The organism is Parolsenella catena (assembly GCF_003966955.1).
GTDB lineage: Bacteria > Actinomycetota > Coriobacteriia > Coriobacteriales > Atopobiaceae > Parolsenella > Parolsenella catena.
Genome location: NZ_AP019367.1, coordinates 483700 through 508508, shown reverse-complemented (window position 1 = coordinate 508508; position 24809 = coordinate 483700). Strand labels below are relative to the sequence as shown.

Below are 24809 nucleotides of genomic sequence, written 5' to 3'. Positions count from 1 at the left end.
TCCTTAGGGGATTTTGCTAAGCGGTCGGGGCGATGGTGCCCTTGACCACGAAGTCGATGTACTCGGCGAAGAACACGAGGCCGACGTAGGCCACGGTGTCGTAGGTGAGGCTCTTCAGCTCGGCGGAGTGCGAGACGGCGATGTAGCCGGACTCGTCGGTGTAGCAGCCGAACAGCTCGTCGCCGTCGGTCGGGGCGACGTAGACCTTGACGTTGTCCTTGACGGTGGCGTAGATGGTGCCCGCTGCGACGCTTCCGGTGGAGACGAGCGTGCCGAGGCCCGCCCAGTTCTCGATGTAGGAGATGCCGAAGGCGGAGAAGACCTCGGACTCGCCGATCTGCTTGGCGAAGTCGACGGGATTCGCGAAGTAGACGACCTGAGCGTCGCCGAAGCCGTAGTCCTCAACGAGGTTGGAGAGGGCGGCCCAGGCGTTCGCTGCGGTGGCGACGAGGGACTTGCCCGTCGCCGCGGTGGTGCCCTCGGCGCCCAGGGCGGCCACGAAGTCCTTCTTGATTCCGCGCTGGATGTCGGAGAGCATGGCGGCGTCGGTCTTGTCGACGGCGGCGTCGTAGCCGCGCTTCTTGACCTCCTGCAGGGTGGTCTGCTTGCGGTAGGGCTTCAGCTCGACCTCGTAGGTCTTGACGTCCTGGAAGGCGTAGGTGGAGAGGGGGATGTCCTGCCCCTCCGTGTACTCCGCCTCCGAGAGCTTGCCGGTGATCTTCTTCTGGTGCAGGGTCTCGCCGACGGCCGCCTGGATGGGGGCGCAGGTGGAGAGCATGGCGGTCAGCTTGTTGAGCGACTTGGTGAAGGTGTTCACGAGGTCGACGTTGCGGGCGGCCGCGAGGGTCTTGATGTCGGGCATGTTCCAGCCCCTTTCTTCTTCCTTAGAAGAGGTCGATGTTGGCCGCGATGGCGGCCAGGCGTTCCTTCTTGTCCTCGATGCCGAGGACGTCCTTCTTGGAGGGCTTGCCGGGCTTGGGCTTGCCGCCTGCCTCGGGCACCTTCGGCGCGCCGCCCGTCGGTTTCGTGATGGCCGCCACGGCCTTGGCCTGCTCGGTGAGGGCGTCCTCGTCCTCACCGTTGAGCGTCGCCACGATGGAGCGGTCGAGTCCGGTGGCCTTGGCCACGGAGTCGACGAGCTCGGAGCGGGCGGCGCTCGCCTTCAGCGAGGCGTTCTCGCTCTCCAGCGCGCTCAGGCGCTCCTCCACGGTCGGGTCAGCCTTGGGTGCCGCGGCCTTGAGCTCGTCGAGCTCCTTGAGGTTCGCCTTCGAGCGGCTCTCCCACTTGCGCGACTCCTTCAGCGCGTTCTCGTAGAGCGCCTTGTAGTCGGGCTCCTGACCGGCGTCTCCGTCCTGTGCAGGTTCGGTCGGCTTGGTCCCGGTGGGCGTGGTCTCCTGGGCCATGCTCCCTCCATTTCCGCCCCGTGCGGGGCATCGTCTTGCCCCGTGCGGGGCGCTTTTCGGCATGAAAAAGGCCACCCGTGCGGATGGCCTGGTTCAACGTTTCGGTCGGGGCGGCGGGACTCGAACCCGCACGGGCGATGCCCGCGTGCTCCTGAGGCACGCGCGTCTGCCGTTCCGCCACGCCCCGATGGCACCTGGCCGAGGAATCGAACCCCGGTAAGCGGTTTTGGAGACCGCCGCACTGCCATTGTGCTAGCCAGGTGTGTATAATCTGATTTGAGAAGCCCTGGGCGTGCTGGATAGCTAACCTGGGGCTTATTTCTTTATGTCGTCTATGGCCCCGCCCCTGGTCAACAAGATAACGCGGTCGATGTCATGCCTCGACATCTCGAGCCGCACGCGCTTCAGCGCGTCCTCTCTCGTCACAGGGACTTCCTCGCAGTTAAGCGCGACGATAGAGGGCCTTACCGGCCCACCTTCCACCTTTTCGAACTGCCGCACTGCCTTTCTTATATTGCGCTCGATGAACCTAAGCCCGTTGATGCCAGACGCATCGCTTGTCGGGCTCTTCAGCTCGCATAGCCTTCCGTCGAGCAGCAGGTCGATATTGGAAAAGCCCTCCGGCGCGTCCTCCTTGCGGACGACGACCTCGTGACCGGCCGCCCGAAGCGCCTCGTGCGCCGCGAGGTCGTAGGAGCCGCCGCGCTCGTGCGCGAAGGCCTCTTTCGGCTTCTTGTACGCGACTGGAGGCCCAGGCGAACCGAGCACGGCACGCTTCGCCGCGTCCTTCTCGGCACTCGTCAGGCTTTCGTCCTCGTCGATATCCTTGAACTGGGCCAACTGGCTGCGCAGCTCCTCGGGGCGCACGCCCTCCACGAGCTCGGCGTCGGGATTGTCCTCGAATCCCACCATGACCTTGCAGTCGCACCCGCGGTGGAACCGTCTGAACTCGCCGGCGGTCTTCCTCGTGTGGTAGACGGCGCCGCGCGAGGCGAGCATGAGGCAGAAGGTGCACGTCTCCGTGCCGGTGGGCACGCGCGCGAAGCGCGCTCCCTTCTTCCTGTCGCGTCCCACGTTGACGATGATCGTCTCGTTCAGGCTTCGGAACAGGTCGTTCCTGGCGTACTCGCCGCAGGCCTTCGCGAAGGCCGCGTCACCCTTCTTCGCTAGCTTCTTCGCCTGGTAGCGCGCGACCTCGTCGACGGACTCTGGGCTGTAGGTCGTCATGGTCAGCGCCTGGTCGAGCCTCGCGCCGCCGAGCTCCGCCCTGTAGTCGTACCAGTCGGCGGCGAACCTCGCGGCCTCCTCGTCGTACGCCTGCACGAAGCCGTCCATGATCACCTTGGCGGCCTCGCGCTTCTCGGCGACCGTGGCGTCTCCGTGCGCCCTGCACCATCCCATGATGGATTCCTCGACGTTTGACGCGGCCTCGTCGCCGAGCCTCGCCACCTCGAGGTTGTAGGCGTCGAACTCCTTGCGGCTAATCATCCGCCGCCGCCTGGCGCACGCCCGCCATCAGGTCGAGCGCCGCCGCCTTGGTGACGTTGCGCCTGACCTCGGACACCACGGTCCTGACCTCGTCGTCGTCCAAGCCGTTGAGGCGCCAGAACGTCGGCGTGCCCGCGAAGCCCTCGACGGCGGCGGCGAGCTTGATGGAGCTGTCGGTCTGCTGGGCGAGCGTCGGCATGGCGGGGTTCAGGAAGTGGACGGACACCGCGCAGGCGTCCTCGGCCTCCTCGTAGGAGCATCCGAGCTCTGTCGCCAGGGCTGCGGTCGCGGCCCTGGCCAACGCGGCCTTGGCCTCTCGGATGAAGCTCTTGCACTTCAGGATTAGCGGCTCGTTCTCGGCGTAGATCGCCTGCGCCGAGCTCGGGTTGTCGCTCATGATGCCGAACTGGCCGACGTGGATGCCGGTGGCCGCGCTCATGCGCTTGCAGAGGTTTGAGAAGTGCTCGGTCATTGGTTGCATGCTCGGCTGGGTGAGCTGGCCGAACTGCGGTATGTCACCGTCGGAGTTCTTCGTGACCTCGAAGATGGAGCCTATGAAGGCGCTCCACTTGCTCTTGTCGGCGAAGGCGTCCCCGTCGGTTCCGAGCAGGTACTTCTGCGTCGACGCGGCGAACGCGGCGGCGACCTCCTCGTTGACGTTGGCGCGCATGGCGCAGTCGATGAGCCAGCGGACCTCGTGGTTGATGCGCGACACGCCGAACGGCCGGTCGTCGTCGGGGTTGTGCGGCATGACGAACATGGGCACGGCGCCCAGGCCGTGCTCGACGTACTCTGCGGCCCACTCGTTGCGGCGCACCTCCCGGATGCGCACCATCCGGTCGGGCAGCATGACGTTCACCCAGTCCGGGCGGTTCGTGGGAACGCCGCGCTCCTTGGCGAACGAGACCACGAACATCCCCGCGGAGAGCCGCTCGTGGACGTCGTCCCAGATGCCGGTGCACAGGGTCGGGGGGTAAGCCGAGATTCGGGCGTGGCCTTCGTCGTCGGCCGTCACCACGAGCATGGAGAAGCAGTACTTGAGGGCCGAGTTCACCGCCTTGCCGACCCTCGTGGCCATGTTGTTGCGCCTGGCGACGGCGGACAGGAGCCTGTCGAAGTCCTCGTCGTCCTGGCAGGTGAACCCGTCGAAGGCGATGTGGTCGCGCATGACCTCCACGCACTTGTAGCCCCAGCCGCACGCGACCTCGAGGTCGCGAAGGGAGTCCGGGACGGCGATGCCGAGGTCTTTGAGCATGTTCCGCGCCTCGTAGTAGTCGGAGCGCAGGAGGTTGCCGCCGTAGTGCCTCTGCCAGCAGTTGAGGAGGCTGAGGACCGTCTCGCGGTCCTCGTCGAGAAGCCCGTCCGCGGCCGCGGCGGCGTAGGGGATGGAAATCAATGGACGGTCGCCTTCCTTCCTGGAGTCCTTCTTGATGACGAGAGGGCGAACAGCGCGAGCCCCGCCGCCTCTATGGGCGACGAGTTCTCCCCGCCGAACCCCCAGCCCCCGGCATGGCCGATGGCGCGCCTCGTGGACGTCGCGGCCGACAGGTCCAGGGCTGGGCACGGGATGTGGGTGAGCCTGCCCGCGCGGGCGGCGTCGTGGACGAGCGAGGCTGCGGTGACGGCGTCGGCGGCGGTTGGCCTGATGACGTAGCCCTTTGGGACGCCGAGCTCCTCCAGCTCGCTGCACAGCAGGCCGGCCCCGCTCTTGCCGTCGACGCAGACCGAGCAGGCCATCGACGCCCTGACCGCGAGCCATGCGACGAGCTGCATGATCCCTTTGGACGTCGGCTCGCAGAACGGCAGCTCGACGTGGGGGCACCTTGGCCCCTCGGCGGCGACCGCGACCGAGACCGACGAGCCGTCGGAGCTGAACTTCACGCCGAACGCGACCTTGCCGAGCGGCATGGATGCGGCGGCGCTGGGGTTTATCTCGGTCTCCCTCCACAGGTCCTCGCCGATGAGCGGCGGCTCGACCTGCTCCTGGGGCGGCAGCCAGTAGCCCAGGTACTCCTGCGCGATTCCCAGCGTGTCGCCCTTCATGCCGCGCACGCCGGTGCGCACGTCCTCTATCTCCACTAGGCCCTCGGCGAGCGACGGGTTGACCCCGTACCACCTGGACTCGTCCATCGGGTCCCCGACCTCGTCGGCCCCGTACTCGAGCCAACAGAGGTCGTCGTCCGGCGCGTCAGACCACGCCTCGGCCCTCAGCTCGACGAAGCGGTCCGCGGCGCTGCCGGCGCGGGTCGGCGTGCCGACGTATATGAGCTGGGAGTTCTTGTGCGGAGAGTGGGTCGTGGTGGGGTTCAGGGTCTGGGCCTGCGCCTTTGTGAGGAGCTGGGCCTCGTCGTAGACGATCACGTCGAAGCTGTAGCCGAGCGAGGCGGAATCGGTGCGCGTGCTGAAGCACAGCACGCCACCATTGGTGAATTCGAAGCTCTCCTGGGCAGTCTTCGACTTCGCGTCCTTGACGCGGCGGTTTATGGCGCGCGGGGCGTCGGGGTCGCCGGCGCGCTTCCCGAGGATCTTGCGGAATCGCGCGAGCATCTCGCAGGTGGTCGAGTAGTTGTGGTCGGTCCACAGCACCGAGTAGCCCATGATGAGCACGAGGAAGGCGACCCATATGATCGCGTCGTGCGACTTCCCGGCCTGCCGCGGCACGCTCAGCCCGCAGCGCCTGTGAACCCATTTGCCGCGGGAGTCTATGCGCGACCAGTCCGCGAGCGGGGTCATCTGCCACTCGCCCACCCCGTAGCCGATGAGCGCCGCGAAGTCCAGCACCTCGTCCAGCATGTCGGCGCGGCCTCGCGGCGACTGCACATGCCTACGGGGCGGGCATCTTCGCCGCGATGCGCTCGGCGATGGAGTCGAGGGCGCGCCCGACGCTGTCCCCGCCATCCCCGCCCTCCATCCTCTCAATCTCGTCCATGGTCGCGCGGTACTCCCTCGCGAGCCCGGCGACCGCCTGCGGCGGGGCGTCGTTCATGGCTGCGCGGAGGATCCCGCGCAGCTCGACGAGCCTCTCGGCTCTCGTCTGCGGCTCGGCTCCGCCAGGGGGTCTCGGGCCGCTTCTCTGGGCATCGTCCTCCGGAGGGCCGTCGGAGGCCCAGACGCGCTGCACCGTCGACTTGGAGCAGCCTATGCGGCGGGCGGTCTCCGTTACCCCTAGCTGCGGGAACATCCTCACGATGTCCCGGCGCTCCGAGGGGCTGAGCTTGCGGACCTTGCCCATCTCCGTTCGCCTCCGTCCCCTTTCCTCTGGGTAAGCTGGAACATCGGGTGAAAAAAAGGCGCAATGCCGGCGGGCGAGCCTTTCGGCCCATGGGAGGGGTATGCCCCCTGGGTCACCAGCTCCTGCTGGTCCTGCACCCGACGTCGCAGGGCCTTGGCCCCATTGCAGACCTCATATCGGTAATGCTCTTGTTGCCTCTGCGCTCGTTGCAGATGCGGTGCGCGGCCGCGACGTTGCCGCGGTCGATGGGCGAGCCGCCCTTGGAAACCGGGACGATCTCGTCGACCTCGAAGCTCATGGGGTCGCCCGCCGGCAGCGAGTAGTCGATGGGCCTGCCGCAGATGTGGCACGGCAGCCCCTGTGCCCTGAGCCAGGCGCGCACCTGCCGCCGCGCGTGGCCGTTGGCGTAGCGTGACTTCGTCGCCACGGCTAGCGCATCGGGCTTCCGTGGTTCTCGAAGCACCACCGCATCGCGCGGTAGCGCCGGGCGTCGCGGGCGGTTGCCCCGACGCGGGCGACGGGGCACGGGCGGCGGCGCGTCTCGGGCGCGTCGTGGCCGAGGGCTCTGAGCATCGCGCGGCTCATCGACGTGTCGTACCTAAGAGCCATATCGAGCATCGCCTGACGTGTGACCATCGCGCCCCCATGGTGGTGAGTGGGTATGAAAAAGGCCCGACACCCGATGGATGCCGAGCCTGCGACTGCGTGACATTGGTTAGTTTCCACGCTGACCCGCGACGCTTCGCGATCATAGGTATAACACGCGCCAACCCTGTCAGACCTGTTCACACCTGTTCACAACCTGTCACACCTGTTCAGAGTCTGTCAGACCTGTTCACACCTGTTCAGAGTCTGTCACACCTGTTCACAACCTGTCAGACCTGTTCACAACCTGTCAGACCTGTTCAGAGTCCGCCACCGACGAAGACGCATCGCGCCTCGCCTCCATGTCCGCGCGGATGAGGTCGCGTATGTAGGCCTGGGCGTTGCCCTGGGCCTTGGCCCACTCGTAGAGCTCGGCGGTGTCGGGGTAGAACCTCACGCTGATCTGCCTCACGTTCTTCCTGCGGTACTCGGCCTGCGCCCTGCGCATCGCCTCGCTGTACGCCATTACTTCCTCCTCCACATGCGGAACGCCACCAATGCCACCACGAACGCGGTAATGAAAGTTGCGACCATTCCGGCCTCCTTCTAGAATCGAAGCCAGGCAGGGCGCCCGAGCCACCGGGCGCCCCTCGTGCCTATGACCTCCTCTCTCCGTCTCCCCGGCGCCTGGAGGTCTTCTCTTCTAGACGCTCCCAGACGACGTCCACGACCTTGGCGAGTATCACGCCGAACGTCGTGGCTATCAGCTGATTTATCAGGTCATCCAACGTTCCTCCTCTCCCTCAGCTGACGCCTATAGTATATAGCACCCCGCTATACCTTGCAAGCACATTCCTATATATTTGCGCAGGATAATGGCCACGGATGCCAGCGCACCCGTGGCCATATTCCTCATCCCTCCGCGACGCCCACGCCGGCGATGGCGCGGGAGATGCCGTAGGCCTGGACCGCGTCTATGCCCACGTCGACCATCCGGCGGCAGGTCGACTCTGACACGCCGCACGAGGCCATCACCACGTGCCAGCTCTCGGCCTTGCAGAAGCGCCAGAAGAGGGCGTCGGCGGCCACGGGCCCGACGAGCGCGGCGACGCCGCCCGGCTCCTGGTCGCGCCCGTAGATCACGTCGCGCGCGGCTGCCACGAGCGACGCGGCCTCGGCGATCCTGCGCTCGTAGACCGACTCGAGGTCGATGCGGGCGTCCACCCTCGCCATGCCACTCGCGTCACGGCCGCCGCCACGCCCGCCGAAGAGGGACGCCGGGCGGATGCCCTCCCCCGCCTTCATCGCCTTGATCTGCCGCTGCGCCCGCTCGCCCTCGAGCACGGCGTCTCGCACCGTCTCGAAGAAGTCGCGGGCGCTCAGGAAGTCACGCGTCGTCAGGTAGTCGCGCTCAGCCAAGTGATGCCTCCGTCCTCGTCTCGTTTCCCCCGTTTTCACGCACTCTCAAAGAATTAGGTGTTCTTTGCCGCGCTGCCCCGCTTTCGCGCCGCCACCTGCGCCTACCGCCCATCGCGGCCACCCCCGCGTGGCTCACCCGTGGCACACCCGCCGACGCCGAGCCTCACGCCCTCCCAGGCCTCCGCCGCCGCCCTGTCCGCGCCCTCGAGCGCGTGGGCGTAGAGCCTGAGCGTCGTGGCCACGTCCGCGTGCCCCAGGCGCTGCCTGATCGTCTCCACCGGCACGCCGGAGTAGAGCAGCATCGTCGCGTGCGTGTGCCTGAGCGTGTGCATGGTGGTCCCGGCGGGCAGGCCGAGCGACCTCGCGAGCCTGGAGAAGGCGGCGCTCTGCGCGCTCGGGCGCATCCAGGAGCCGTCGCGCGTGACGAGCGGCGCGTCCTCGGGCAGCCCGCCCAGCTCCCCGGCCTCGCGGGCCATGAGCCAGGCGAGCCGCTCCTCGCACTCCGGGTCGATCGCGACGTTGCGGCATCCCGCCGAGCTCTTGGCCATGGGCTTGCGCTCGAGCCTGGGCCGCTCCGTCATCGTCGCGTGGACGTTGAGCTCGTGGGTCAGGCGGCGCAGCGACGAGCGCGCCAGGGCGCAGACCTCGCCGTCGCGCATGCCAGTGGAGAGCGCGACGTACGCCGCCGCGGCGCAGGCCCTCTCGTCCGCGCCGCCCTTGGCCATGGCCTCGGCGAGCGCTGCCGACAGCGCCGAGAACGACCCCTCGCCCATCGAGCGGGCCGACCCCATCGGGCGCCGCGGCTTGGTCACGCTCGGCATCGGGTCGCGCGAGACCAGGCCCTCGCGGCTCCACTGCTCGTAGGCCCCGGAGAGGAGCGAGTGCATCTTGAGCACGGTCGAGGGGCCGACGGGCCTCGCGCCGGACCGTCCCGCCATGAGCATTCGGTAGGCGGTCGAGACCTCCCACGCCTCCAGCTCGCCCACCGGGACCGAGCCGATGGTGGGCGCCACCTGGTGGCGGATGGTCGAGCGGTAGGTCTCGACGGTCTGCGCGGCCCGGCCGTAGGCGGCCAGGCCGTCCACGTACTCGGCGAGCATCTCGTCGAGCCTGCGCCCCGCGGCGGTGCCGGGCGCCAGGCCCTCGGCCCAGGCGCGGGCGTACTCGAGCGCCTCCTCCTCGGAGGACGCCTCCGGCAGGCGCCGGTACGGCCGAAGGGCGCGGCCCGTCACCGGGTCGCGCCCCATGTACGCCCTCGCCTCCCACACGCCGCCGCGCCCCCGCCTCACGGAGAAGGCGGGCACCTCGCGGCCCCGCGCCCTCACGGGCGCACCCACCGCAGGGTCGCGACGATGAGGATGGCCTCGCCCACGGCCACGACGAGCTCGAGCGGGCCGACGACCGCCATGATTTCGAGCAGAGAGCTGATCATGCAACCTCCGAGTCCCCGAAGTCGCGAAATCGCGACTTCGCGTCACCACTTATGGCCAAACACGGCCGAATCCGGGCAAAGCGGGGACGCGAGCGAGCCAAACGCCCGGCTCGCGTCCCCATCCCTGGCCAAGAATCGGGATTTCCGGATTCTTGGCCAGGCCAGGCTCACGTGCCGCCAGCGCGACCCTGGCCGCGCCGGCGCCCGTAGCTCGTGCGCCCGGCGTCGAGGCAGGAGCGGCAGGTCACCTGGTGCGCCGCGGCCATCCCCTTCACATCCGGCACGAACTCGCGGCCGCAGACCACGCACCGCCTCGGCCGGGCGCACGCGGCGGCCATCCCGCACCTGAGCGCCGCGAAGGCGAGCGCCGCCTCGCACGAGCGCCTGTCATGCCACGAGCAGAGCTGGTTCATGGGCCCGAAGAGCGAGCGCGGCACCGCCTTGAGGTTGGCCGGGTCGAAGTTCCGGCTGTCGTGGTCGCAGAAGATCACGACCCATCCTCGCGGCAGCTCGAGCCCGCGGGTGCGCTGCCAGACGTCCACCTGCTTCGGCAGCCAGTTGTCCTTGGACAACGGGACGCGCGGGCGCTCAGCCACCTTCACCCACACGTAGCCCTTGCGCACGCGCTCGGCTCCCACCGGCACCGTGACGCCGTGGCCGTTCGCCCGGCGGGTCTGCATGCCGTGCCCGGCGCGGAACAGGCTCACCTGCGTCGGGCTCAGCGGGTGGCCGAACCTCTCCGCGAACGCCGCGCCGACGTCGGCCCTGGAACCGTCGGAGGCGTGGGCGAGCATCCACGCCTCCTTCTCGGGCTCCTTCGACCAGCGCACGGGCACCGTCTCCGGCAGCAAGCTAGCCCGCCGTGATCATGCGGGGCAGCCTGCGGTCGGTCGAGGCCGCCATCGACTGCTGCTGCACCACGCGCAGCACCGTGTTGGCGTTGTCGATGGCCGTCGACGCGATGGAGCTCACCGCCTCGGCGCGGCGCATCTCGGCGTCGATGACGTCGGGGTCGCCCGACAGGTCGAGCGCCATGAGGTTGTCGAGCTCCTCGAACATGAGGCCCTGGAGCGCCCCGAGGTCCGTCGATCGCGTGGGCGCGTGCCCGGTGTTACCGCTGTCCATCTTCGTTCTCCCTTTCGTTCACGCTTACACACATCCCGATGAGCGCGTCGAGCCTCGCCGCGGCCCTGTCCCTCCTGCCCTCGGGACCGGCGCGCCGGCTCGGGCGGGCGAGCTGCGCCTCGCGGCGCTCTGGCGCGTAGGGGTCCGGCCATGGGTCGTCGCGACGCAGCTCGAAGTCGTATCGCGCGTTGGCCACGTCGACGTCCGTGACGTCGTGGCCGTGGAGCCTCTCGTGCTCGGCCCGCGTCATGCACCTGAGGTTCTCCGGCCGGTTGTCGCGGCAGTCGTGGTTCTCGTGGTGCACCACGAGCAGCGGGTGGTATCCGTCGAGCCACGCCTCCGCGACCAGGCGGTGCACGGGGCGGTCCTTCTGGACCCCGCGGACCGTGGTGTTCACCCGCAGGTACCTGCCCCGGTGGTTTCGGCCCGCGCCGCCTCCCTCGACGCGCGTGGCGCAGCGCTTGGGCGGCCGCCACACGCCGCGGGCATCGAACCCCGCCGCCCGCCACACGGAGCCGTCCGCCCCGGCGAGGTAGAGCCCGCCCGTCGACGGTATCGGCCTGAGCTCGGGCATCGGCTCCGGCGGCGAGGCCACGTCGACGGCCCTCCCATGGCGCATCGTCATCTTCCTCTCTCGTAGATCATGTCCAGGTAGACCAGGACCAGCGCCAGCATGAAGAACAGCCCGTGCCCCGACGCGTCTGCCCCGCCCGGCTGGTCAGCCACGTAGCGGGCGAGCTCCAGCGCCGCGACCAGGAACCAGCAGACTCCGGCGGCGGACACCTACGCCACCCCCGCGATGGCCTTGCAGCGGCGCAGGACGTCGCGGGCGGCCTCCACGAAGCACGACTCAGAGCAGCTCTCCGCCGGGCACTCGTCGCAATTGAGGTCCGCGCCGGCCCCGAAGTAGTAGCAGGCGCAGTCCGCGCGTGCCATGGCCATGAGGTCCGCCTCGACGCGCTCCCAGGTGTCGGGCCGCTCGAGGTGGAGGAGGCTGAGCGTCAAGATCGGCCCGTCGACCTCCCTGACGCGCCACACCAGGCCTCCGCTGAGCTTGGAGTCGACGAGGGCGATCTCCCCGACCTCGATCTCATGGCCCGTCCCGTCGTAGAGCTTCCTCGTCGCGAGAGGCACCACGTTCCCGTCCTTGTCCACGGGTGCCGGGACGCCCTCGTACCAGTTCCCCTTCTCTTCCATCACCTAGCTCCCCTCTCCTCCCGCTTCGCGGCGGACCTGAGGTGGCCCAGCCGCGTCACTATCGCGCCGGGCGTCCTGCCCGTCTCCCGCGCCATGTCCATCAGGCCGCGCAGGAGGACGGACTCCTCCGCCCTCGTCCACGCGCCCCTCCTCGGCTTGGGCCGAAGACCCATCTTCCGGGCCATCGCCTCGATGGCGTCGATCGTGCGGCCCGGAAGCGCCTCGGCCCAGCCTTCCCAGTCCCGGCCGTGCCGCGGCCAGAGCGTCGCGAGCCTCCACCGCTCGCGCTCCGTCCACCGCCCGCGGGACGCGTCGGTCCCCTCCTCGCGAGGCTCGCAGCCCCGCGCGTAGCGCCAGCGGTGCCCGCCGGCCTTGCCGCCCGTCCTGATCGCCCGGGCGATCCCGGCCCCGCACCTCAGCCTCCCGTAGGTGGCGGCGCCGGCGGCATCGAGCGAGGCGAACGCCCTGCCGTCGTCGCGCACGACGCGGAGGTCCCGCTCACCCTTGGTCATCGACCCTCCAATCTCCGGTCACGAGCCTGTGGGCGTAGTTGTTGGCCTTGCCGAGGTCCACCTCGGGCTCGTCCTTGAGGCCCGCGCGGTCAACGTAGCGCACCACCTGCCCCAGGAGGAACGCCTCCCGCGCCGGCAGGCCGTCGATGACGGCCTCGATCTTGTCGATGGTCTCGACCCCGCCCGCGACGTACCACTCGGGGTCGCGCACGACCTCGGTCGGCGGCTCGTCCGCGCGGCAGCCCTCGCCTCGGCGCGGGTCCTCGGACGTCGCCCACTCCCTGGGCGCGCGGTCCCACTCCAGGTCAGTCACGCTCCACCTCCGCCCCGCACACCGGGCAGCGCTGGCACGCCTCGGCCGCCCCGGTCCTCCACAGCTCCCTCGAGAGCGTCGCCATCGGGTGCCCCTCCGGCAGCCCCTCGGCCCTCGAGCCGAAGCGGCAGGCGGTGCAGTCCACGTAGTGCCTGCCGCGGGCGGCGTCCCACCGGTCGACCAGGCGGCACCTCGGCACGTCCACGAGGTCCGCCAGCGCCCGCACCGCGTCCGGCACGGTGCGCGGGGCGCGCGGCGCGGCGGCGGTGACCACGTCGAGCAGGCCCAGAGCCACGCCCACGCCCTCGGTCGGCCAGCCGTCCTCACCCGCCACGAGGTAGCGCAGGCGCTCCGCGAGGAGCCTGCGGTCGGCCGCCGTCGGCATGCCCGTTCGTTCGCTCACGTTCTCCCCTCCCAAGATCTCGTCATCCATCACGGCCTCCTCGAGCACCCGTAGTAGCCGGGCGGGAGCGACACGCTCGAGGGCGTCTCGGCCGCCACGAGCGGCTCCGGGGCCCTCGTCCCGTCCCAGCCGGCCGCCCTCGCGGCGCGCACGAGCGTCTCGCCGTTCCGGCCGAAGCGGCGCTCCAGCGCGTCCATCGGCACGCCCGCGGAGAGCGCCCGGACGAGCCTCCGCGTCGCCGGCCCGTCGAGCTCGACCGGGTCCCACGCCCGCGACCTACGCCCCATCCCGCGCCGCCTCCCACTCGTCGCAGGGCCTGCGCCACGCGCCCAAAAGGTGCGCCCTGGCCCAGGCCAGCGTCTCGACCGGCAGGCGCAGCCCGCCGGACTCGCGCTCCATGGCCAGCGAGCACACGCCCTGCATGTCGCCGAACCTGTCCTCGCAGACCCACATCCAGCGGGAGCACGTCCCGCACCTCTCGCGGCTCATCCGCGTGCCTCCCCTCGCGCGGCCTTGCGGTACTCGCGCTGGTACGCGAGCCGCTCCTCGTGGTGCTCGAGGTAATAGCGGCGCCTGTACTCGCGGCTCTTCTCGTACCTCACCCTGTTGTAGGCGCGCTTGATGTCGGGACTGATTCCTTCCGTCATGGCCTTGCCTCCCCACAAATCCGGCCGTCGCGGCCGTCGAACCTCACCACGTCGCACCCGCCGAAGATGCGTGACACGCACGCCTTGGCAGTCTCGACCCCGCTCTGCGCGGCGACCTCGCCCCACTCGGCCAGGCCGTGCTGCGAGGTGAACACCGTCGGCCTGCGCCCGGCCCAGCGGCCGTCGATGACGCGGAAGACCTGCGAGATGCCCCACGCGGAGAGCCGGGCCTTGCCCATGTCGTCGAGGACGAGGAAGTCCGCCGAGACGAAGCGCCCCAGTACGGCCTCCGCGTCGGCGTCGCGCCTGTCGAAGGCGCTCTTGACCTCGCCGAGCATCGAGTCCTCCGTGGCGAAGAGCGCCGAGCCGCCGGGGTTGTCCAGGAGCCAGCCGCGAAGCCACGCGCACGCCGTCCTGGTCTTGCTGCGGCCCACGTCGCCGTAGGCCCAGACGCCGCGGTGGCGCTCCGGCGCGAAGCGGTCGTTGCGCGAGCGGTCCGGCTCGACGTCTCGGAACTCGGGCGGCACGCCGGCGGCCTCCGTCGCGCGGCGCAGCAGCTCGTCGGCGGCGTCGCGGCCGTCGCGGGTGAGGCCCGCGCGGTCGAGCAGCCCCTGCGGTATCGACGCCCCGGCGCCAGCGGCGATCTGCGCGAGCACGATCTCGCGCGCCGTCCCGTGGGTCACCTGCGGCGGCACGGGCCGCGGCGCGGGCACCTCGGCCGGGATGCCGTAGCGGCTCGTTATCTCGGCGAGCGCCGAGGACACGTCCCTAGCCACGGGAGACCACCTCCGAGGGCTCCGCTGAGTAGGCGGAGAAGTCGCACGCCGGGGCCTGCGGGGCCACCCGCCTTCCCGGCACGCGGCCCCGCTCCCCGGTCGAGGACTCCGCCGCGCGGCGCAGCCACGCCGCCGCCTTGGCCTGCCAGCGGCTGATGGGCACGCCGGCCCCGGTCACCCAGCCCTGTGCGGAGAAGTGGTCGTAGAACGCCTCGGCCTCCTCCCTGAGCCGGGCCGTCGGCATCCCGTGGCCGTTCGCCTCGAACCACGCGACGACCTCGCCCCTGTCCGGCTCCGCAAGGTCGGCGTACGCGCGCACGCCCGCGTCCTCTCTTCCTCTCTTTACTTCTCCCTCTCCCTCTGTAGCGTGGGTCTCGGCCTGGGTGCCACGTTGCGACCCACGCTGGGGGGCACGATGGGTGCCACCGTTGGGATGGCCGTTGCCCGTCGCTTGTCTGACCGCGTCGGTACCCACGCCGGGTGCCTTCGCGGCACCCTCGTAGCGCCTGCGGGCGAACTCGGCTCCGGACCTCGACGCGTCGACCCTCCCGCGGATGCCGGAGAAGAGCGCGGCCTCCTTGGACGTGAGGCCGCTCGGCTCCTCTCCGGTGAAGAAATAGTCGACCACCGCCGTCACGAACCGCCTGCGCCCGGCCGCGGGGAGCACGTTCGACATGTCCCAGAACGAGCGGTAGAAGTTCATCTTCTGCTCAGCCACGGCCTTCGCCTCCTGCGAGCGGCTGGCTCCCGCACAGCGTGGCTCGGGCGCGCCTGACGTCCTCGACGGTGCGCCTCAGCGCCTTGGCGGTCCTCCACATGGGGAGGCCGTCTCTTGAGTCCGCCGCCACCCGGTTGTAGTCCGCCCTGGTCCAGGGCTTCCCGTGGCGCGTCGCGTGTTCGTCCGCCTCCCGCGACATCAGCACGTCGCGGTCTGCCTCCACGTGCTCACGCAGCCTCGGGCACGCCTCCAGCATCCTTCTCACCCCCAGCGTCGAGTGGCCCTCGCGCAGGAAGCGCGCGACCTCCGCCGACATCGTCCCGTCCAGCTGCACCACGACCGCCATCGCGGCCACCACCTTCCTCCGAGTCCAGGTACGCCATCCAGTCGGCGAGCATCTCCGCCGCGATCGCGTCGAGCGCGACCTCGCGGGCGCCGACCTCCTCCCCCGTCATCGCGCTCCCCTCTCCGCGACCGACAGCCAGCACCACGCGAGCCACGCGGGCACGCCGAGGCCGACGGCGATGGCGGGCCACTCGAGCGCCCCCACGCCGCAGAGCGCCGCGACGTCGGCCGCCACGGACGCGGCCACCGCGAGCCACCCGGCGGGCGACCCCATGGCCATGGCCGCCGCGTCGAGCGACGCGGCCTCGAACTCTGGTAGACTCATGTGCGACCTCCTTTAGGTCGATGGCCCTCCTTGTCTTGGCGGACGTGGGGCCATTTTTTTGTGTCTTGGATAGATCCGCGCACGCACCGCGAGGAGCGCCGGGGCCGCGGCCACGGCCGCCGACCCAAGGAGTGCGCTCGTCAGACGCTTTGTTTAGTTCCGGCGGCGGTGGTCGCCTACAGCGGGGACTGCGCCCCGGTGCGCCTCGCGGCGCGTGCGCTTGGTGCCACGGATGCGGCCTGACGCGGCGGCCTATGATTGAGTAAGTTGCTGCCGATTCGATTGGAACGCCATGGAACTTCTCCCTATTGAGCAGGAGCGCCTGCTCGTCGAGCTTGCCCCGCACTCGTGCGAGATTGGTTACGTCGCCTTCAGGCTCGGCAAGCTCGACAGTGGCGACGTCTGGGACGAGGCCGGGGCGATTCAGTCGCTCAAGCGCGCGGGGCTCATCGAGTACGAGGGCGAGCGGTTCGAGATGTCCTCCGTGGTAGAGGTCGCGGGCCAGCAGGTCGAGCAGACGCTCAAGCTGTGGGACACGTTCGCGCTGACCGGTGACGGTGTCTGCTACCTGCGTCACTACAAGCGCGAGAGGCGCCTTGCGAGGGCGCGAATCGTCCTTGAGATTGCCGGTGCGCTCTCGGCGATAGTCACGCTCGTCATCACGATTGCGTCGCTCAGCACAGCGCCCTGACGAGAATCCCGAGGAAGATGACGATGACGGCGAGGTTCACCGTCATCGTGATCGCAAAGATGTGGAACTCGATTCTGTCCCTGTCATTCATGGGCGCGGCTCCCTTCCGGCCGCCGCGTCAGGCCGCATCCGTTCGGCGGTTCCTTGCGATTCGAGGAGCCGCCAAGTCGCTATTCGGTTTTCATGCCGCCCGCGGGCGGCTCCCAAGGTCTCGGGCCCCTCTCGCCTCGCCGGACGGAGGGCCCTTCCTCGCCTCTCCCGTGCCGCTCGCGGCGACGGCCGGACGACCGCGCCCGTGACACGCGCCGGGCGGTCCCGGAGCGGAGAAGCGGGACTCCGGTGTCGTTGGCGTCCCCAGGCGGACACGCAGCGGGCTCCCGCCATCACCGCGAGCGGCACGGACGGGGCTACTCCCCGCGGCAGGCCAGCTCATCGAGCGGTTTGCCGAAAACGTCGCAGATCTGGCAAGCACGGTCCAATGAGACGGAGCGCTGACCGCTCGTCCAAGACGAGACAGCGCCTGAGCTGACCTTGAGTCGCGCGGCGAGGTCTTCCGCGGTCATTCCCGCGTCGACCATCCAGCTGCGCAGTCGGCGGCCCATCGTGTTCTTGTCCATGTGATCCCTCCAATCGCTTTAAGTGATTCTGTAATTCAAACAACCACTCTGTGTGTTGCTGAGCCGAATATAACCACTTTGCGTGATGTGGTCAACAGATTTTTTACTAATTGTTGAATTTCTTACGCTCTGCGTGTAATCTACAGCCAACGCACGAAAGGAGGCGTCTGTGGAGATACAGCTCAAGCGTTTAAGAAAAGAAGCCGGCTACAAGAACCGAAGAGACTTTGCAACCGCTCTGGGTGGCAACTTCACCGAGAGAAGGATTACATCTTGGGAGAATGGCGAAAGGATGATGTCCCTCGAACAGGCATGCGTCATCGCCGACTTCCTCGAGTGCTCGCTCGACGAGCTGGCAGGAAGGCGCTTTGAGGCAACGGAGGCGATCGCGCCAGACCCGGCGCACCGCGGCCTGGTCGAGTCCTACGACTCGCTCTCGGAGGAGGGCCGCGAGGTGGCCGACAGCGTCATGGCGGGCCTCCGGGTGACCCACCCAAAAAGCGGTGATCTCCCTTGCCTGGGCCAGGAGACGGCTTAGCTAGGCGCGACCTGGTATGATGGCGGCGCATTGGCGCGGTGGCCTCACGGGGTCCGCGTCCAGAGGCGGCCGCCCGACCCGGGAGGCCGCCTCTTTCTTTTTCGCGGCCAGGCCTACATGTCCGCCCGAGCGACCGTCCAGGCGGTTAAATCATCTTCTTGCGCGGCTTTTTGTGAGATTCCCACAAATTTGTCCGCCAGAAGCGACGCTTTCTGACCGACAAACCAATTTGCCGGCCACGGACGGCGGACAAGGCGATGACCAGATTTGGAGGTTCCAATGGACGTCAGCGAAGAGCGAACCCATATCGACGGGCATGCGCAGCTGGCAGTCTCGAAGGCCGTCCTCGAGCCCAGTAGCTCGAGGAAGTGGGAGTTCTATTACAGGGGAAACAAGATCTCCGCACCCGTGATAGACACGGCCTTCTACGAGAAGCTGCTGTCCCACTCCTGGACGTTCGGCATCGGTGACTACATCGACGCCGATCTTGAGGTGACACAGAAGCTCAACTCCATCGGCATCTGGGAAAACTCGAGGTACAGGGTCGTCAAGGTCCACGACGTGCTCGCCTCGCCAACCGACCAAGAGCTTTTCTAGTCGCACGCCGACATGGGCGGTCAGACGAGAGAAGTCATCGAGACACGGAGATTTCTACATATTTTCGGTAACTCTGTTCAAGTTTTAGCTATAGTTGTGGCAGTGACGCAGTCTCCCCTAATCCACGTGAATCGGAGACAAAGAAGGGGTCGCTGCCCGATCGGGCAGCGGCCCCTTTGATTTTATGGAGTCGAAATGGCAAAAGAGTTCAAGACGATCGGGGAGCTGGTCGACCTCCTAGAGTCCCGCGGCGTCAAAACCGATGAAAAGACCTCGTCCGTCCTCCAGCGCGAGGGCTACTATGCCATCGTCAACGGCTACAAGGACACGTTCCTCGACCGAGCGGCAATGCAGTCGAGCCCGGGCGACGTGTACAAGAAGGGCACGACCTTCAGGCAGATATACGACCTCTTCCTCTTCGACAGGGAACTGAGGGCGTTTTGTCTCCGCTACCTCATAGAGGCGGAGGCCTGCATGAAGAACGCCGTCGTCTACGCGTTTTGCGAGAAGCACCCGGAGGCGAACGCCTACCTGGAGCGCTCGAACTACGTCCGCCCCAGGGACATGCTCGTTCCCAAAGCGTTCAGGAAGAACGTCGAGACAGAGGCCAACAAGAACCTTGCCGACCTCATGAGAAGGCTGAACGGGAAGCTGGGAATCAGCAGCAGAACCCCGGACTGCGTACGTCACTACCTGGAGAGCTATGGGGAGGTCCCGCTATGGGTTCTCCAGAACGACCTCACGTTCGGCAATGTCGAGCACTTCTACCAGCTCCAAAAGAGGGGCGTTCAGAACGCCGCGTGCCGAATCATATCGTCATGGTCGGCAGCCGGGCGAATCGGCGCAAGAGACCTGCTGACAGCGTTTCACGTGCTCGTAGGCTTCAGGAACATATGCGCCCATGACGACAGGCTCTATTGCGCGAGCATAGACGGCTTGCACTTCGATGCCATGCTCAACGAGCTCAGAATGGTGCTTCCGCTTGAGAGGAGCGAAGAGCTCGGTTCGACGCTCGCTTCGGTGATCGACCCCTTCCGTGGGCGGCTGGACCCGAGGGCGCTCAACGCGATGTACACGAATCCGAAAGATATACCGATGGAATACCGGGACTAGCTCCCGGCCACAAGAAAGCGCCTCGGTGCGGACTGCATTCCGCACCGAGGCAGACGTCCACACCTTGGAAGAGAGGGACGGTCACATTATGGCATCTCGCAGGGGATCGCGTAAGGCGCCCGAGAAGGACCACAAGCGCTGCGTCATCTACGCCCGCTACTCGTCGGCCAGGCAGCGCGAGGAGTCCATCGAGGACCAGGTGCGCGTGTGCACCATGTTCGCTAAGTCAAACGGCATGGAGGTCGAGCGCGTCTACGCCGACAAGGCCCTGTCGGGCAAGTCGGACGACCGCCCGCAGTTCCAGCGCATGGTCGCCGACTCGCGGGACGCGGGCTGGGGCGTGGTCGTGGTCTACCGCCTCGACCGCTTCGCGCGAGACCGCTTCGACTCGGCGAGCTACAGGATGAGGCTTCGCGACAACGGGGTGTCGCTGCTCTCCGCCATGGAGCGCATCCCCGACGCGCCGGAGGGCTCGATCCTGGAGAGCGTCCTCGAGGGCGTCAACGAGTGGTACTCGCGCGAGCTGTCGCAGAACGTCCGCCGCGGCATGGCAGGCAACGCCCGCAAGTGCAAGGCCAACGGCGTGCGCGTCTTCGGCTACCGCGTGGGCGACGACGGCCGCTACGCCGTCGACGAGGACGAGGCCGCCTGCGTGCGCCGCGCCTTCGCGATGGCGGCGAACGGCTCGACCAAGACCGAGGTGCGCGACTGGCTCAACACCGCCTGCCGCAACGTGCGCGGCGGGGCCTGGACGGTCAACTCCGTCACGACGCTCCTCGGCAACAGGAAGTACCTCGGCATCTACAAGTTCGGCGACGTCGTGGTCGAGGGCGGCATGCCCGCGCTCGTCACCCAGGAGCGCTTCGACGCCGCGAACGGCAAGCGCAAGCACGGGCGCGTGGGCGCGTTCCCGCTCACCGGCAAGCTCTTCGACGCCGAGTCGGGCCGCGCCTACCGCGGCGACGGCGGCACCGGGTGCACGGGCAAGCGCTACTTCTACTACTCGTGCCCGACCGACGGCGGCGGCATGGTCCGCTACAGGCAGGAGGCCGTCGAGGACGCGGTGACCGACGTGGTCTCCTCCGTCATGGCCAGGCCGGGACAGGCAGAGGCGCTCGCAGACGCGGTTCTCGCGGCCATTGAGCGCCGGGACGAGGCCAAGAGGCTAGAGAGGGCGCGGGAGGAGCTTAGGGAGGTCCAGAGGGGACGAGAGCGCCTCGTCGACGCCATCATTGGCGGCGTCGACCCGGAACTCGTCCAGGAGAGGCTCGAGGGGATGGGTGACGAGGCGCGCAGACTCGAGTGCGAGATCGCCAACCTCGAGCGCGCCACCACGCCCGACCGCGACTGGGCCATCCGCTGGCTCCGCGCGAAGTTCCCAAAAAATATAACCAAACAGGTGCTAAGAAGAACTATCGGCAGGGTCGAGATATCGGGCGACGGAACCGTCACGGTGGAGGTACCCTGGGCCGTCACGGGGAGCATGGGTAAAGAAAAACCCTCCGAACTCCCAGGTAGTTGGCAGTTCGGAGGGATTACGTTTGGTGGGCGTTACAAGATTTGAACTTGTGACCTCTTCCGTGTCAGGGAAGCGCTCTCCCCCTGAGCTAAACGCCCGAAGCTCTGGTGCGCGTTTCAGCGCGAGGAGTAATATACCTAAGACCCACACCCCATGCAACCCAAAATCTCAAATTTTTTTGCCAACTGCCAAAAAGTTTGAGAAGCCGCAGGTCACGGACGCGCGCCACGAACGCACGCATGCAGATCGCGGGTGCACATCCAAAGCGCCCGCCACAAGGCTCGCATCACGGGACGCGCGCCCACGAGGCACGCCCTAGTCCCTGTTGCCCAGGATCGACAGCACGCGCACGAACACGTTGATGATGTCCAGGAACAGCTCGGAGGCGTTGTACACGGCGTTCACGAGCGTGGGCTCGTCGTACATCGCCTTGTGGAAGTCGTAGCCGATGAACCCGCAGAACACCACGATGACCACGAAGTCGATCCACGTCTGGCTCACGCCCAGGAACAGCATCACGAGCTGCACCACGATGAGCGCGAGAAGCGCCCCCGTGAGCACGCCCTGGATCTTCTCGAACACCCGCGGCATCGCCACGCCCAGGCACGCGAACACCACCACAATGCCCGCCGTGGCCAGAAACGCCGTGCTGATCGTCGTGGCCGTGTAGCTCAGCAGGATCGTCGACGTCGTGAAGCCAAACGACAGCACGAACACGGCGTATCCCAAAAGCGACAGCCCCACGGCCTGGCGCTTCTTGCCCGAGCCCATCATCACGATGCCCGCGATGGAGGCCACGAAGCTCAGCACGGCAATGCCCAGGTAGTGGTCGACCACGCCCATGAGAAACGCCGGGCTCGAGAACAGGCTCGCGCACCCGCCCATCACGAGGAAGCCCACGAGGACGAATCCCGTGAGCGCCAGGCTGTAGCCGCGAAGCGACAGCCGCCTGCCCGTGGAGACGCGCGTCTCGGTCGCCACGGGCTCGAACGGCTCGATGCCGCGGTTGAGGTTCTCGTTGTCAAACATGTCTTGTCCAATCGTCACGCGCCCACGCGGGCGCTGGCTCTCTCCTACCCATTGTGGCCCACGTCCGCGCGCCCACGCACGAGAAGCGCATCGCTGAAGGGCGCTTGAAGCAGCCGGTCCTCTCGCCTACTTGTTTGGCTCCAGGTCCTGCCCCACCACGAGGTTCTGGAAGCGGTTCGCGATGAACTCGTCGTTGAAGCGCGCGTCCACGTACGCGTCCACCGGATTCGACGGCGGGATGCCCGCGTCTCGCTGCGCCTTGCGATAGAAGCAGAACACCGTGGCGAGCATGTCCACGATGAGAAGCACCGTCATGACCGTCACGATGACCACCTGGGCGCGCGTCGTGGGCTCACCTATGCGATAGATCACCTCGGGCATGACCACGCGGCACCACACGAGCCCGATGACGCCCCACGCAAAGATGAAGCGCCATGCGATCCACTGCGTGATGGCGTCCGGAAGGCCCAGGTAGGTCCACGACTGCGCATGGAACAGGTTCTCCATGAGCATGCCCGTCGTCTGCTCGAGGCCACCGCCAAGGAGCGCGGAGAGCACGAACACCTGCCCCCTGGGCGCCGTGCGGAAGTTCCACAGCACCATCGTGAGCAGGCACGCCCCAAAGCCGTACAGGGGCGAGAACGGCCCCCACACGAGGCCCACGCGAAGCTCGGTGCGACCGCTCGAGACGAACATCCAGACCATCTCGAGGATGAGGCCGGCCACGCTCGCCACGATGAAGATGATTACGTAGTGGTAGAAGCCCGGGCGCATGTGCTCGAGGAAGTCCTCGCGCACGGAGGCGCGGGCCTCGCGCAGCGCCTGGACCTGCTCGGTGGAGAGGCGCGGCTTTGGCTGGGTCTTGAGGCTCGCGTAGGCCGGGTCGTGGTGCTTGCGCGCGCTGCGGCGCCGCTGGCGGTCGATGATGACCTCGTCGGCCGCCTCGGTGAGGTCCGCGGGCACCTTGCCCCTGTGAACGAGCTTGCGGAAGCTCCTGCCGCGAGCCGAGCGATAGCCAAGCGTGCGGGCAAGGTGCTGCACGGCCACGTAGACGAGCCCGAAGAAGGCAAGGATGAGCAGGACGTTGAGCAAGTCGCGCCCCCAACCGGCAAATGCGAGACGGGATACGTACGACGTCGAGGGTGCGACGCCATATACCTATAGTATCCAAAAAGGAAGCGGCCCAGCCTACTGGCCGGACCGCTCACAATCTTTGGAGGCGACGCCCAGATTCGAACTGGGGGTAGGGGCTTTGCAGGCCCATGCCTTACCACTTGGCCACGTCGCCATATGAAAAGGGCCGGCCGATTGTGGCCGGCCCCTCATTCACATGGAGCGGACAACGGGGCTCGAACCCGCGACCCCCACCTTGGCAAGGTGGTGCTCTACCAACTGAGCCATGTCCGCGTGCGAGGAGATACTATACACAAACTTCTCGCCCAAGCCAAGCAAAATCGAAAACTTTTTCTCGGCCGGGTCTCGGCCAGGCAATCAGACCCCTCGCCCAGACACCGCGAGCGTAGCCAATCGGTCACTCTTGGGCCCAAAATCACGCCGACAATGACCGAATGGCTACACTCGCGATACCGTGGCGGCATGCACGCGACAAGAAAAGCGACCCAACCTGCCGGCCGGGTCGCTCACGATCATTGGAGGCGACGCCCAGATTCGAACTGGGGGTAGGGGCTTTGCAGGCCCATGCCTTACCACTTGGCCACGTCGCCATATGAAAAGGGCCGGCCGATTGTGGCCGGCCCCTCATTCACATGGAGCGGACAACGGGGCTCGAACCCGCGACCCCCACCTTGGCAAGGTGGTGCTCTACCAACTGAGCCATGTCCGCGTGCGAGAAAGTACTATACGCAAACTCCGGCGGGCGCGCAAGGAAAAACTTGCGAGAATTTTGGCCCGCACGCCCCAGCGCGCGCCGGCGCCCACGCTAGCAGGCCAGAGAGCCAAGCTCGCCGCCCTGCCTCGACATCGGCGTGATGAGCTTCACGAGCCTCACGACCGTGCCCTCACCGCTCGTCTTGGGCCCGATCTCCACCGAGTCGGCAAGCATCCGCATGAGCTTGATGCCGCGCCCGCGCTCGAGCGAGGACGACGCGCACGCACCCGCATCCCCGGCGCCTTCCTCGTCCCCATCGGAGGGGTCAAAGCCCTCACCGCAGTCCGTGACCTCCACGACCACGCGGTCCGGGTACACCCACACGCTCAGCAGAACGCCCTCGGCGCACGTGTGGTCCACGGCGTTGCCAAGGGCCTCTCCCCCGGCGAGCGTGAGGTCGAACACCTCGTCGGCCGTGAGCTCCGTGCGCCCGAGAAGCTCCTTCATGCGCCGGCGCGCCTCAGAGAGCCTCGCGGGGTCCACGCGCATCGTGCCATGCCACTCCGGGCGCACCGACGGGTCGAGCGCCGGTATCGGCGGCTTGGGCCCGCCTCCCGTGACGGGGATGAAGTCCACGAGCCTGCAGATCACAAGCGAGCGGTACACGTTGTCGCAGACGTTGACGAGCGACAGCAGCCCACCCTTCTCGCGCAGCTGGCGCGACTCGGCGAAGATGAGGCTCATGCCCAGGCTGTCCACGTACGTTGCCTGCGCCATGTTGAGGATGACGCGCCGGCACCCGACGGCAACGCGCTCGTCGATGAGCGCGCGCACGCGCCCCACGCACGACACGTCCAGGTCACCCTCGACGGGAACGATGAGTATGTCCTCCGAGTGAGTCATACGGCCATTCTGCCCAGACGGCGCCGCTTCATGCGCTCGCATCCGCCTGCGGCG

General features: G+C 67.7%; 36 protein-coding genes and 7 tRNA genes. 5 read left to right on the top strand and 38 right to left on the bottom strand.

What is annotated here, in order from left to right; translation table 11 throughout:
- Nucleotides 1-16: 16 nt before the first annotated feature.
- From Pcatena_RS02340 to Pcatena_RS02225, 29 genes are all read right to left on the bottom strand, one after another.
- Entirely contained in the window at nt 17-862 is an 846-nt protein-coding gene (locus Pcatena_RS02340) for a hypothetical protein (protein WP_126421264.1), read from the bottom strand.
- Between the two features lie 22 nt (nt 863-884).
- Complete coding sequence (locus Pcatena_RS02335; RefSeq protein ID WP_126421262.1) at nt 885-1403, bottom strand: hypothetical protein; 519 nt, start codon at nt 1401-1403, stop codon at nt 885-887.
- A gap of 105 nt (nt 1404-1508) precedes the next feature.
- Nucleotides 1509-1590: transfer RNA gene (locus Pcatena_RS02330), tRNA-Leu, on the bottom strand.
- Nucleotide 1591: 1 nt separating this feature from the next.
- Nucleotides 1592-1665, bottom strand: a tRNA-Trp gene (locus Pcatena_RS02325).
- A 53-nt stretch (nt 1666-1718) separates the two neighbouring features.
- Nucleotides 1719-2891 carry a VG15 protein gene (locus Pcatena_RS02320; protein ID WP_126421260.1) on the bottom strand — a complete coding sequence of 391 codons (1173 nt, stop codon included), beginning with the start codon at nt 2889-2891 and terminating at the stop codon, nt 1719-1721.
- Nucleotides 2884-4287, bottom strand: coding sequence for a phage portal protein (locus tag Pcatena_RS02315; protein WP_172596352.1), 1404 nt, complete (start codon nt 4285-4287; stop codon nt 2884-2886). Before Pcatena_RS02315 ends, Pcatena_RS02320 begins: the two co-directional genes overlap by 8 nt.
- Nucleotides 4284-5684, bottom strand: a complete 1401-nt coding sequence (locus tag Pcatena_RS08110) for a hypothetical protein (protein WP_172596351.1) — start codon at nt 5682-5684, stop codon at nt 4284-4286. The genes Pcatena_RS02315 and Pcatena_RS08110 overlap by 4 nt, the downstream gene beginning before the upstream one ends.
- A 31-nt stretch (nt 5685-5715) precedes the next feature.
- On the bottom strand, nt 5716-6123 hold the full coding sequence (locus tag Pcatena_RS02310) for a helix-turn-helix domain-containing protein (RefSeq protein WP_126421256.1): 408 nt from the start codon (nt 6121-6123) through the stop codon (nt 5716-5718).
- A 112-nt stretch (nt 6124-6235) separates the two neighbouring features.
- The gene (locus tag Pcatena_RS02305) at nt 6236-6550 is read right to left on the bottom strand and encodes an HNH endonuclease (protein ID WP_126421254.1); all 315 of its coding nucleotides are present in this window, start codon (nt 6548-6550) and stop codon (nt 6236-6238) included.
- A gap of 2 nt (nt 6551-6552) precedes the next feature.
- On the bottom strand, nt 6553-6759 hold the full coding sequence (locus Pcatena_RS02300; protein ID WP_126421252.1) for a hypothetical protein: 207 nt from the start codon (nt 6757-6759) through the stop codon (nt 6553-6555).
- 259 nt (nt 6760-7018) lie between these two features.
- Complete coding sequence (locus Pcatena_RS02295; RefSeq protein WP_126421249.1) at nt 7019-7234, bottom strand: hypothetical protein; 216 nt, start codon at nt 7232-7234, stop codon at nt 7019-7021.
- A 130-nt stretch (nt 7235-7364) separates the two neighbouring features.
- Nucleotides 7365-7496, bottom strand: coding sequence for a hypothetical protein (locus Pcatena_RS08285; RefSeq protein WP_269777009.1), 132 nt, complete (start codon nt 7494-7496; stop codon nt 7365-7367).
- A 124-nt stretch (nt 7497-7620) separates the two neighbouring features.
- On the bottom strand, nt 7621-8127 hold the full coding sequence (locus Pcatena_RS02290) for a hypothetical protein (protein ID WP_126421247.1): 507 nt from the start codon (nt 8125-8127) through the stop codon (nt 7621-7623).
- A 101-nt stretch (nt 8128-8228) separates the two neighbouring features.
- Complete coding sequence (locus Pcatena_RS02285) at nt 8229-9452, bottom strand: tyrosine-type recombinase/integrase (RefSeq protein ID WP_126421245.1); 1224 nt, start codon at nt 9450-9452, stop codon at nt 8229-8231.
- Between the two features lie 274 nt (nt 9453-9726).
- Nucleotides 9727-10410 (bottom strand): HNH endonuclease, encoded by a 684-nt coding sequence (locus Pcatena_RS02280; protein ID WP_126421243.1) that lies wholly within the window; start codon nt 10408-10410, stop codon nt 9727-9729.
- 1 nt (nt 10411) lies between these two features.
- The gene (locus Pcatena_RS02275; protein ID WP_126421241.1) at nt 10412-10684 is read right to left on the bottom strand and encodes a hypothetical protein; all 273 of its coding nucleotides are present in this window, start codon (nt 10682-10684) and stop codon (nt 10412-10414) included.
- Nucleotides 10671-11303 (bottom strand): HNH endonuclease signature motif containing protein, encoded by a 633-nt coding sequence (locus Pcatena_RS08175; RefSeq protein ID WP_198433408.1) that lies wholly within the window; start codon nt 11301-11303, stop codon nt 10671-10673. Before Pcatena_RS08175 ends, Pcatena_RS02275 begins: the two co-directional genes overlap by 14 nt.
- 2 nt (nt 11304-11305) lie before the next feature.
- Entirely contained in the window at nt 11306-11467 is a 162-nt protein-coding gene (locus Pcatena_RS08105) for a hypothetical protein (RefSeq protein WP_172596350.1), read from the bottom strand.
- Nucleotides 11468-11881: a hypothetical protein gene (locus Pcatena_RS02265; RefSeq protein ID WP_126421239.1), complete on the bottom strand. Its 414-nt coding sequence runs from the start codon at nt 11879-11881 to the stop codon at nt 11468-11470.
- Nucleotides 11881-12393 carry an SANT/Myb-like DNA-binding domain-containing protein gene (locus Pcatena_RS02260; protein WP_126421237.1) on the bottom strand — a complete coding sequence of 171 codons (513 nt, stop codon included), beginning with the start codon at nt 12391-12393 and terminating at the stop codon, nt 11881-11883. Before Pcatena_RS02260 ends, Pcatena_RS02265 begins: the two co-directional genes overlap by 1 nt.
- A complete protein-coding gene (locus tag Pcatena_RS08100) occupies nt 12380-12706 on the bottom strand; it encodes a DUF3310 domain-containing protein (protein WP_172596349.1) in 327 nt (108 codons plus the stop codon). The genes Pcatena_RS02260 and Pcatena_RS08100 overlap by 14 nt, the downstream gene beginning before the upstream one ends.
- Nucleotides 12699-13139 (bottom strand): hypothetical protein, encoded by a 441-nt coding sequence (locus Pcatena_RS08095; RefSeq protein WP_172596348.1) that lies wholly within the window; start codon nt 13137-13139, stop codon nt 12699-12701. The genes Pcatena_RS08100 and Pcatena_RS08095 overlap by 8 nt, the downstream gene beginning before the upstream one ends.
- Nucleotides 13139-13396, bottom strand: a complete 258-nt coding sequence (locus Pcatena_RS02250) for a hypothetical protein (protein ID WP_126421233.1) — start codon at nt 13394-13396, stop codon at nt 13139-13141. Before Pcatena_RS02250 ends, Pcatena_RS08095 begins: the two co-directional genes overlap by 1 nt.
- Nucleotides 13386-13598, bottom strand: coding sequence for a hypothetical protein (locus Pcatena_RS02245; protein WP_126421231.1), 213 nt, complete (start codon nt 13596-13598; stop codon nt 13386-13388). Before Pcatena_RS02245 ends, Pcatena_RS02250 begins: the two co-directional genes overlap by 11 nt.
- On the bottom strand, nt 13595-13756 hold the full coding sequence (locus tag Pcatena_RS08090) for a hypothetical protein (RefSeq protein ID WP_172596347.1): 162 nt from the start codon (nt 13754-13756) through the stop codon (nt 13595-13597). The genes Pcatena_RS02245 and Pcatena_RS08090 overlap by 4 nt, the downstream gene beginning before the upstream one ends.
- Nucleotides 13753-14532 carry an ATP-binding protein gene (locus Pcatena_RS02240; RefSeq protein ID WP_126421229.1) on the bottom strand — a complete coding sequence of 260 codons (780 nt, stop codon included), beginning with the start codon at nt 14530-14532 and terminating at the stop codon, nt 13753-13755. The genes Pcatena_RS08090 and Pcatena_RS02240 overlap by 4 nt, the downstream gene beginning before the upstream one ends.
- Nucleotides 14525-15250 carry a DUF6291 domain-containing protein gene (locus tag Pcatena_RS02235; protein WP_126421227.1) on the bottom strand — a complete coding sequence of 242 codons (726 nt, stop codon included), beginning with the start codon at nt 15248-15250 and terminating at the stop codon, nt 14525-14527. Before Pcatena_RS02235 ends, Pcatena_RS02240 begins: the two co-directional genes overlap by 8 nt.
- Complete coding sequence (locus Pcatena_RS02230; protein ID WP_126421225.1) at nt 15243-15596, bottom strand: hypothetical protein; 354 nt, start codon at nt 15594-15596, stop codon at nt 15243-15245. Before Pcatena_RS02230 ends, Pcatena_RS02235 begins: the two co-directional genes overlap by 8 nt.
- 105 nt (nt 15597-15701) lie before the next feature.
- Nucleotides 15702-15920 carry a hypothetical protein gene (locus tag Pcatena_RS02225; RefSeq protein WP_126421223.1) on the bottom strand — a complete coding sequence of 73 codons (219 nt, stop codon included), beginning with the start codon at nt 15918-15920 and terminating at the stop codon, nt 15702-15704.
- 292 nt (nt 15921-16212) lie between these two features.
- Here Pcatena_RS02225 and Pcatena_RS02220 point away from each other — a divergent pair, with 292 nt between their 5' ends.
- Nucleotides 16213-16611: a hypothetical protein gene (locus tag Pcatena_RS02220; RefSeq protein WP_126421221.1), complete on the top strand. Its 399-nt coding sequence runs from the start codon at nt 16213-16215 to the stop codon at nt 16609-16611.
- Nucleotides 16612-17018: 407 nt separating this feature from the next.
- Here the strand turns inward: Pcatena_RS02220 and Pcatena_RS02215 are convergent, their stop codons facing one another.
- The gene (locus tag Pcatena_RS02215) at nt 17019-17228 is read right to left on the bottom strand and encodes a helix-turn-helix transcriptional regulator (RefSeq protein ID WP_126421219.1); all 210 of its coding nucleotides are present in this window, start codon (nt 17226-17228) and stop codon (nt 17019-17021) included.
- 169 nt (nt 17229-17397) lie between these two features.
- Here Pcatena_RS02215 and Pcatena_RS02210 point away from each other — a divergent pair, with 169 nt between their 5' ends.
- The 4 genes from Pcatena_RS02210 (at nt 17398) to Pcatena_RS02195 (ending at nt 21040) form a co-directional block, all read left to right on the top strand.
- Nucleotides 17398-17766: a helix-turn-helix transcriptional regulator gene (locus Pcatena_RS02210; RefSeq protein WP_126421217.1), complete on the top strand. Its 369-nt coding sequence runs from the start codon at nt 17398-17400 to the stop codon at nt 17764-17766.
- A gap of 279 nt (nt 17767-18045) precedes the next feature.
- The gene (locus Pcatena_RS02205; protein ID WP_126421215.1) at nt 18046-18363 is read left to right on the top strand and encodes a hypothetical protein; all 318 of its coding nucleotides are present in this window, start codon (nt 18046-18048) and stop codon (nt 18361-18363) included.
- A 195-nt stretch (nt 18364-18558) separates the two neighbouring features.
- Entirely contained in the window at nt 18559-19476 is a 918-nt protein-coding gene (locus Pcatena_RS02200) for an Abi family protein (RefSeq protein WP_126421213.1), read from the top strand.
- A gap of 88 nt (nt 19477-19564) precedes the next feature.
- Complete coding sequence (locus Pcatena_RS02195) at nt 19565-21040, top strand: recombinase family protein (RefSeq protein ID WP_126421211.1); 1476 nt, start codon at nt 19565-19567, stop codon at nt 21038-21040.
- Here the strand turns inward: Pcatena_RS02195 and Pcatena_RS02190 are convergent.
- The 8 genes from Pcatena_RS02190 to Pcatena_RS02155 form a co-directional block, all read right to left on the bottom strand.
- A tRNA-Val gene (locus Pcatena_RS02190) sits at nt 21019-21093 on the bottom strand. The two genes, Pcatena_RS02195 and Pcatena_RS02190, sit on opposite strands and share 22 nt — an antisense overlap.
- Before the next feature lie 217 nt (nt 21094-21310).
- Entirely contained in the window at nt 21311-22024 is a 714-nt protein-coding gene (locus Pcatena_RS02185; RefSeq protein ID WP_126421209.1) for a Bax inhibitor-1 family protein, read from the bottom strand.
- Between the two features lie 126 nt (nt 22025-22150).
- Nucleotides 22151-23116 carry a putative ABC transporter permease gene (locus Pcatena_RS02180; protein WP_126421207.1) on the bottom strand — a complete coding sequence of 322 codons (966 nt, stop codon included), beginning with the start codon at nt 23114-23116 and terminating at the stop codon, nt 22151-22153.
- Nucleotides 23117-23238: 122 nt separating this feature from the next.
- Nucleotides 23239-23312, bottom strand: a tRNA-Cys gene (locus Pcatena_RS02175).
- A gap of 43 nt (nt 23313-23355) precedes the next feature.
- Nucleotides 23356-23431: transfer RNA gene (locus Pcatena_RS02170), tRNA-Gly, on the bottom strand.
- A 243-nt stretch (nt 23432-23674) separates the two neighbouring features.
- A tRNA-Cys gene (locus Pcatena_RS02165) sits at nt 23675-23748 on the bottom strand.
- 43 nt (nt 23749-23791) lie between these two features.
- Nucleotides 23792-23867 (bottom strand) — tRNA-Gly (locus Pcatena_RS02160).
- 96 nt (nt 23868-23963) lie between these two features.
- Nucleotides 23964-24755, bottom strand: coding sequence for an anti-sigma factor antagonist (locus tag Pcatena_RS02155; protein ID WP_126421205.1), 792 nt, complete (start codon nt 24753-24755; stop codon nt 23964-23966).
- Nucleotides 24756-24809: the final 54 nt, after the last annotated feature.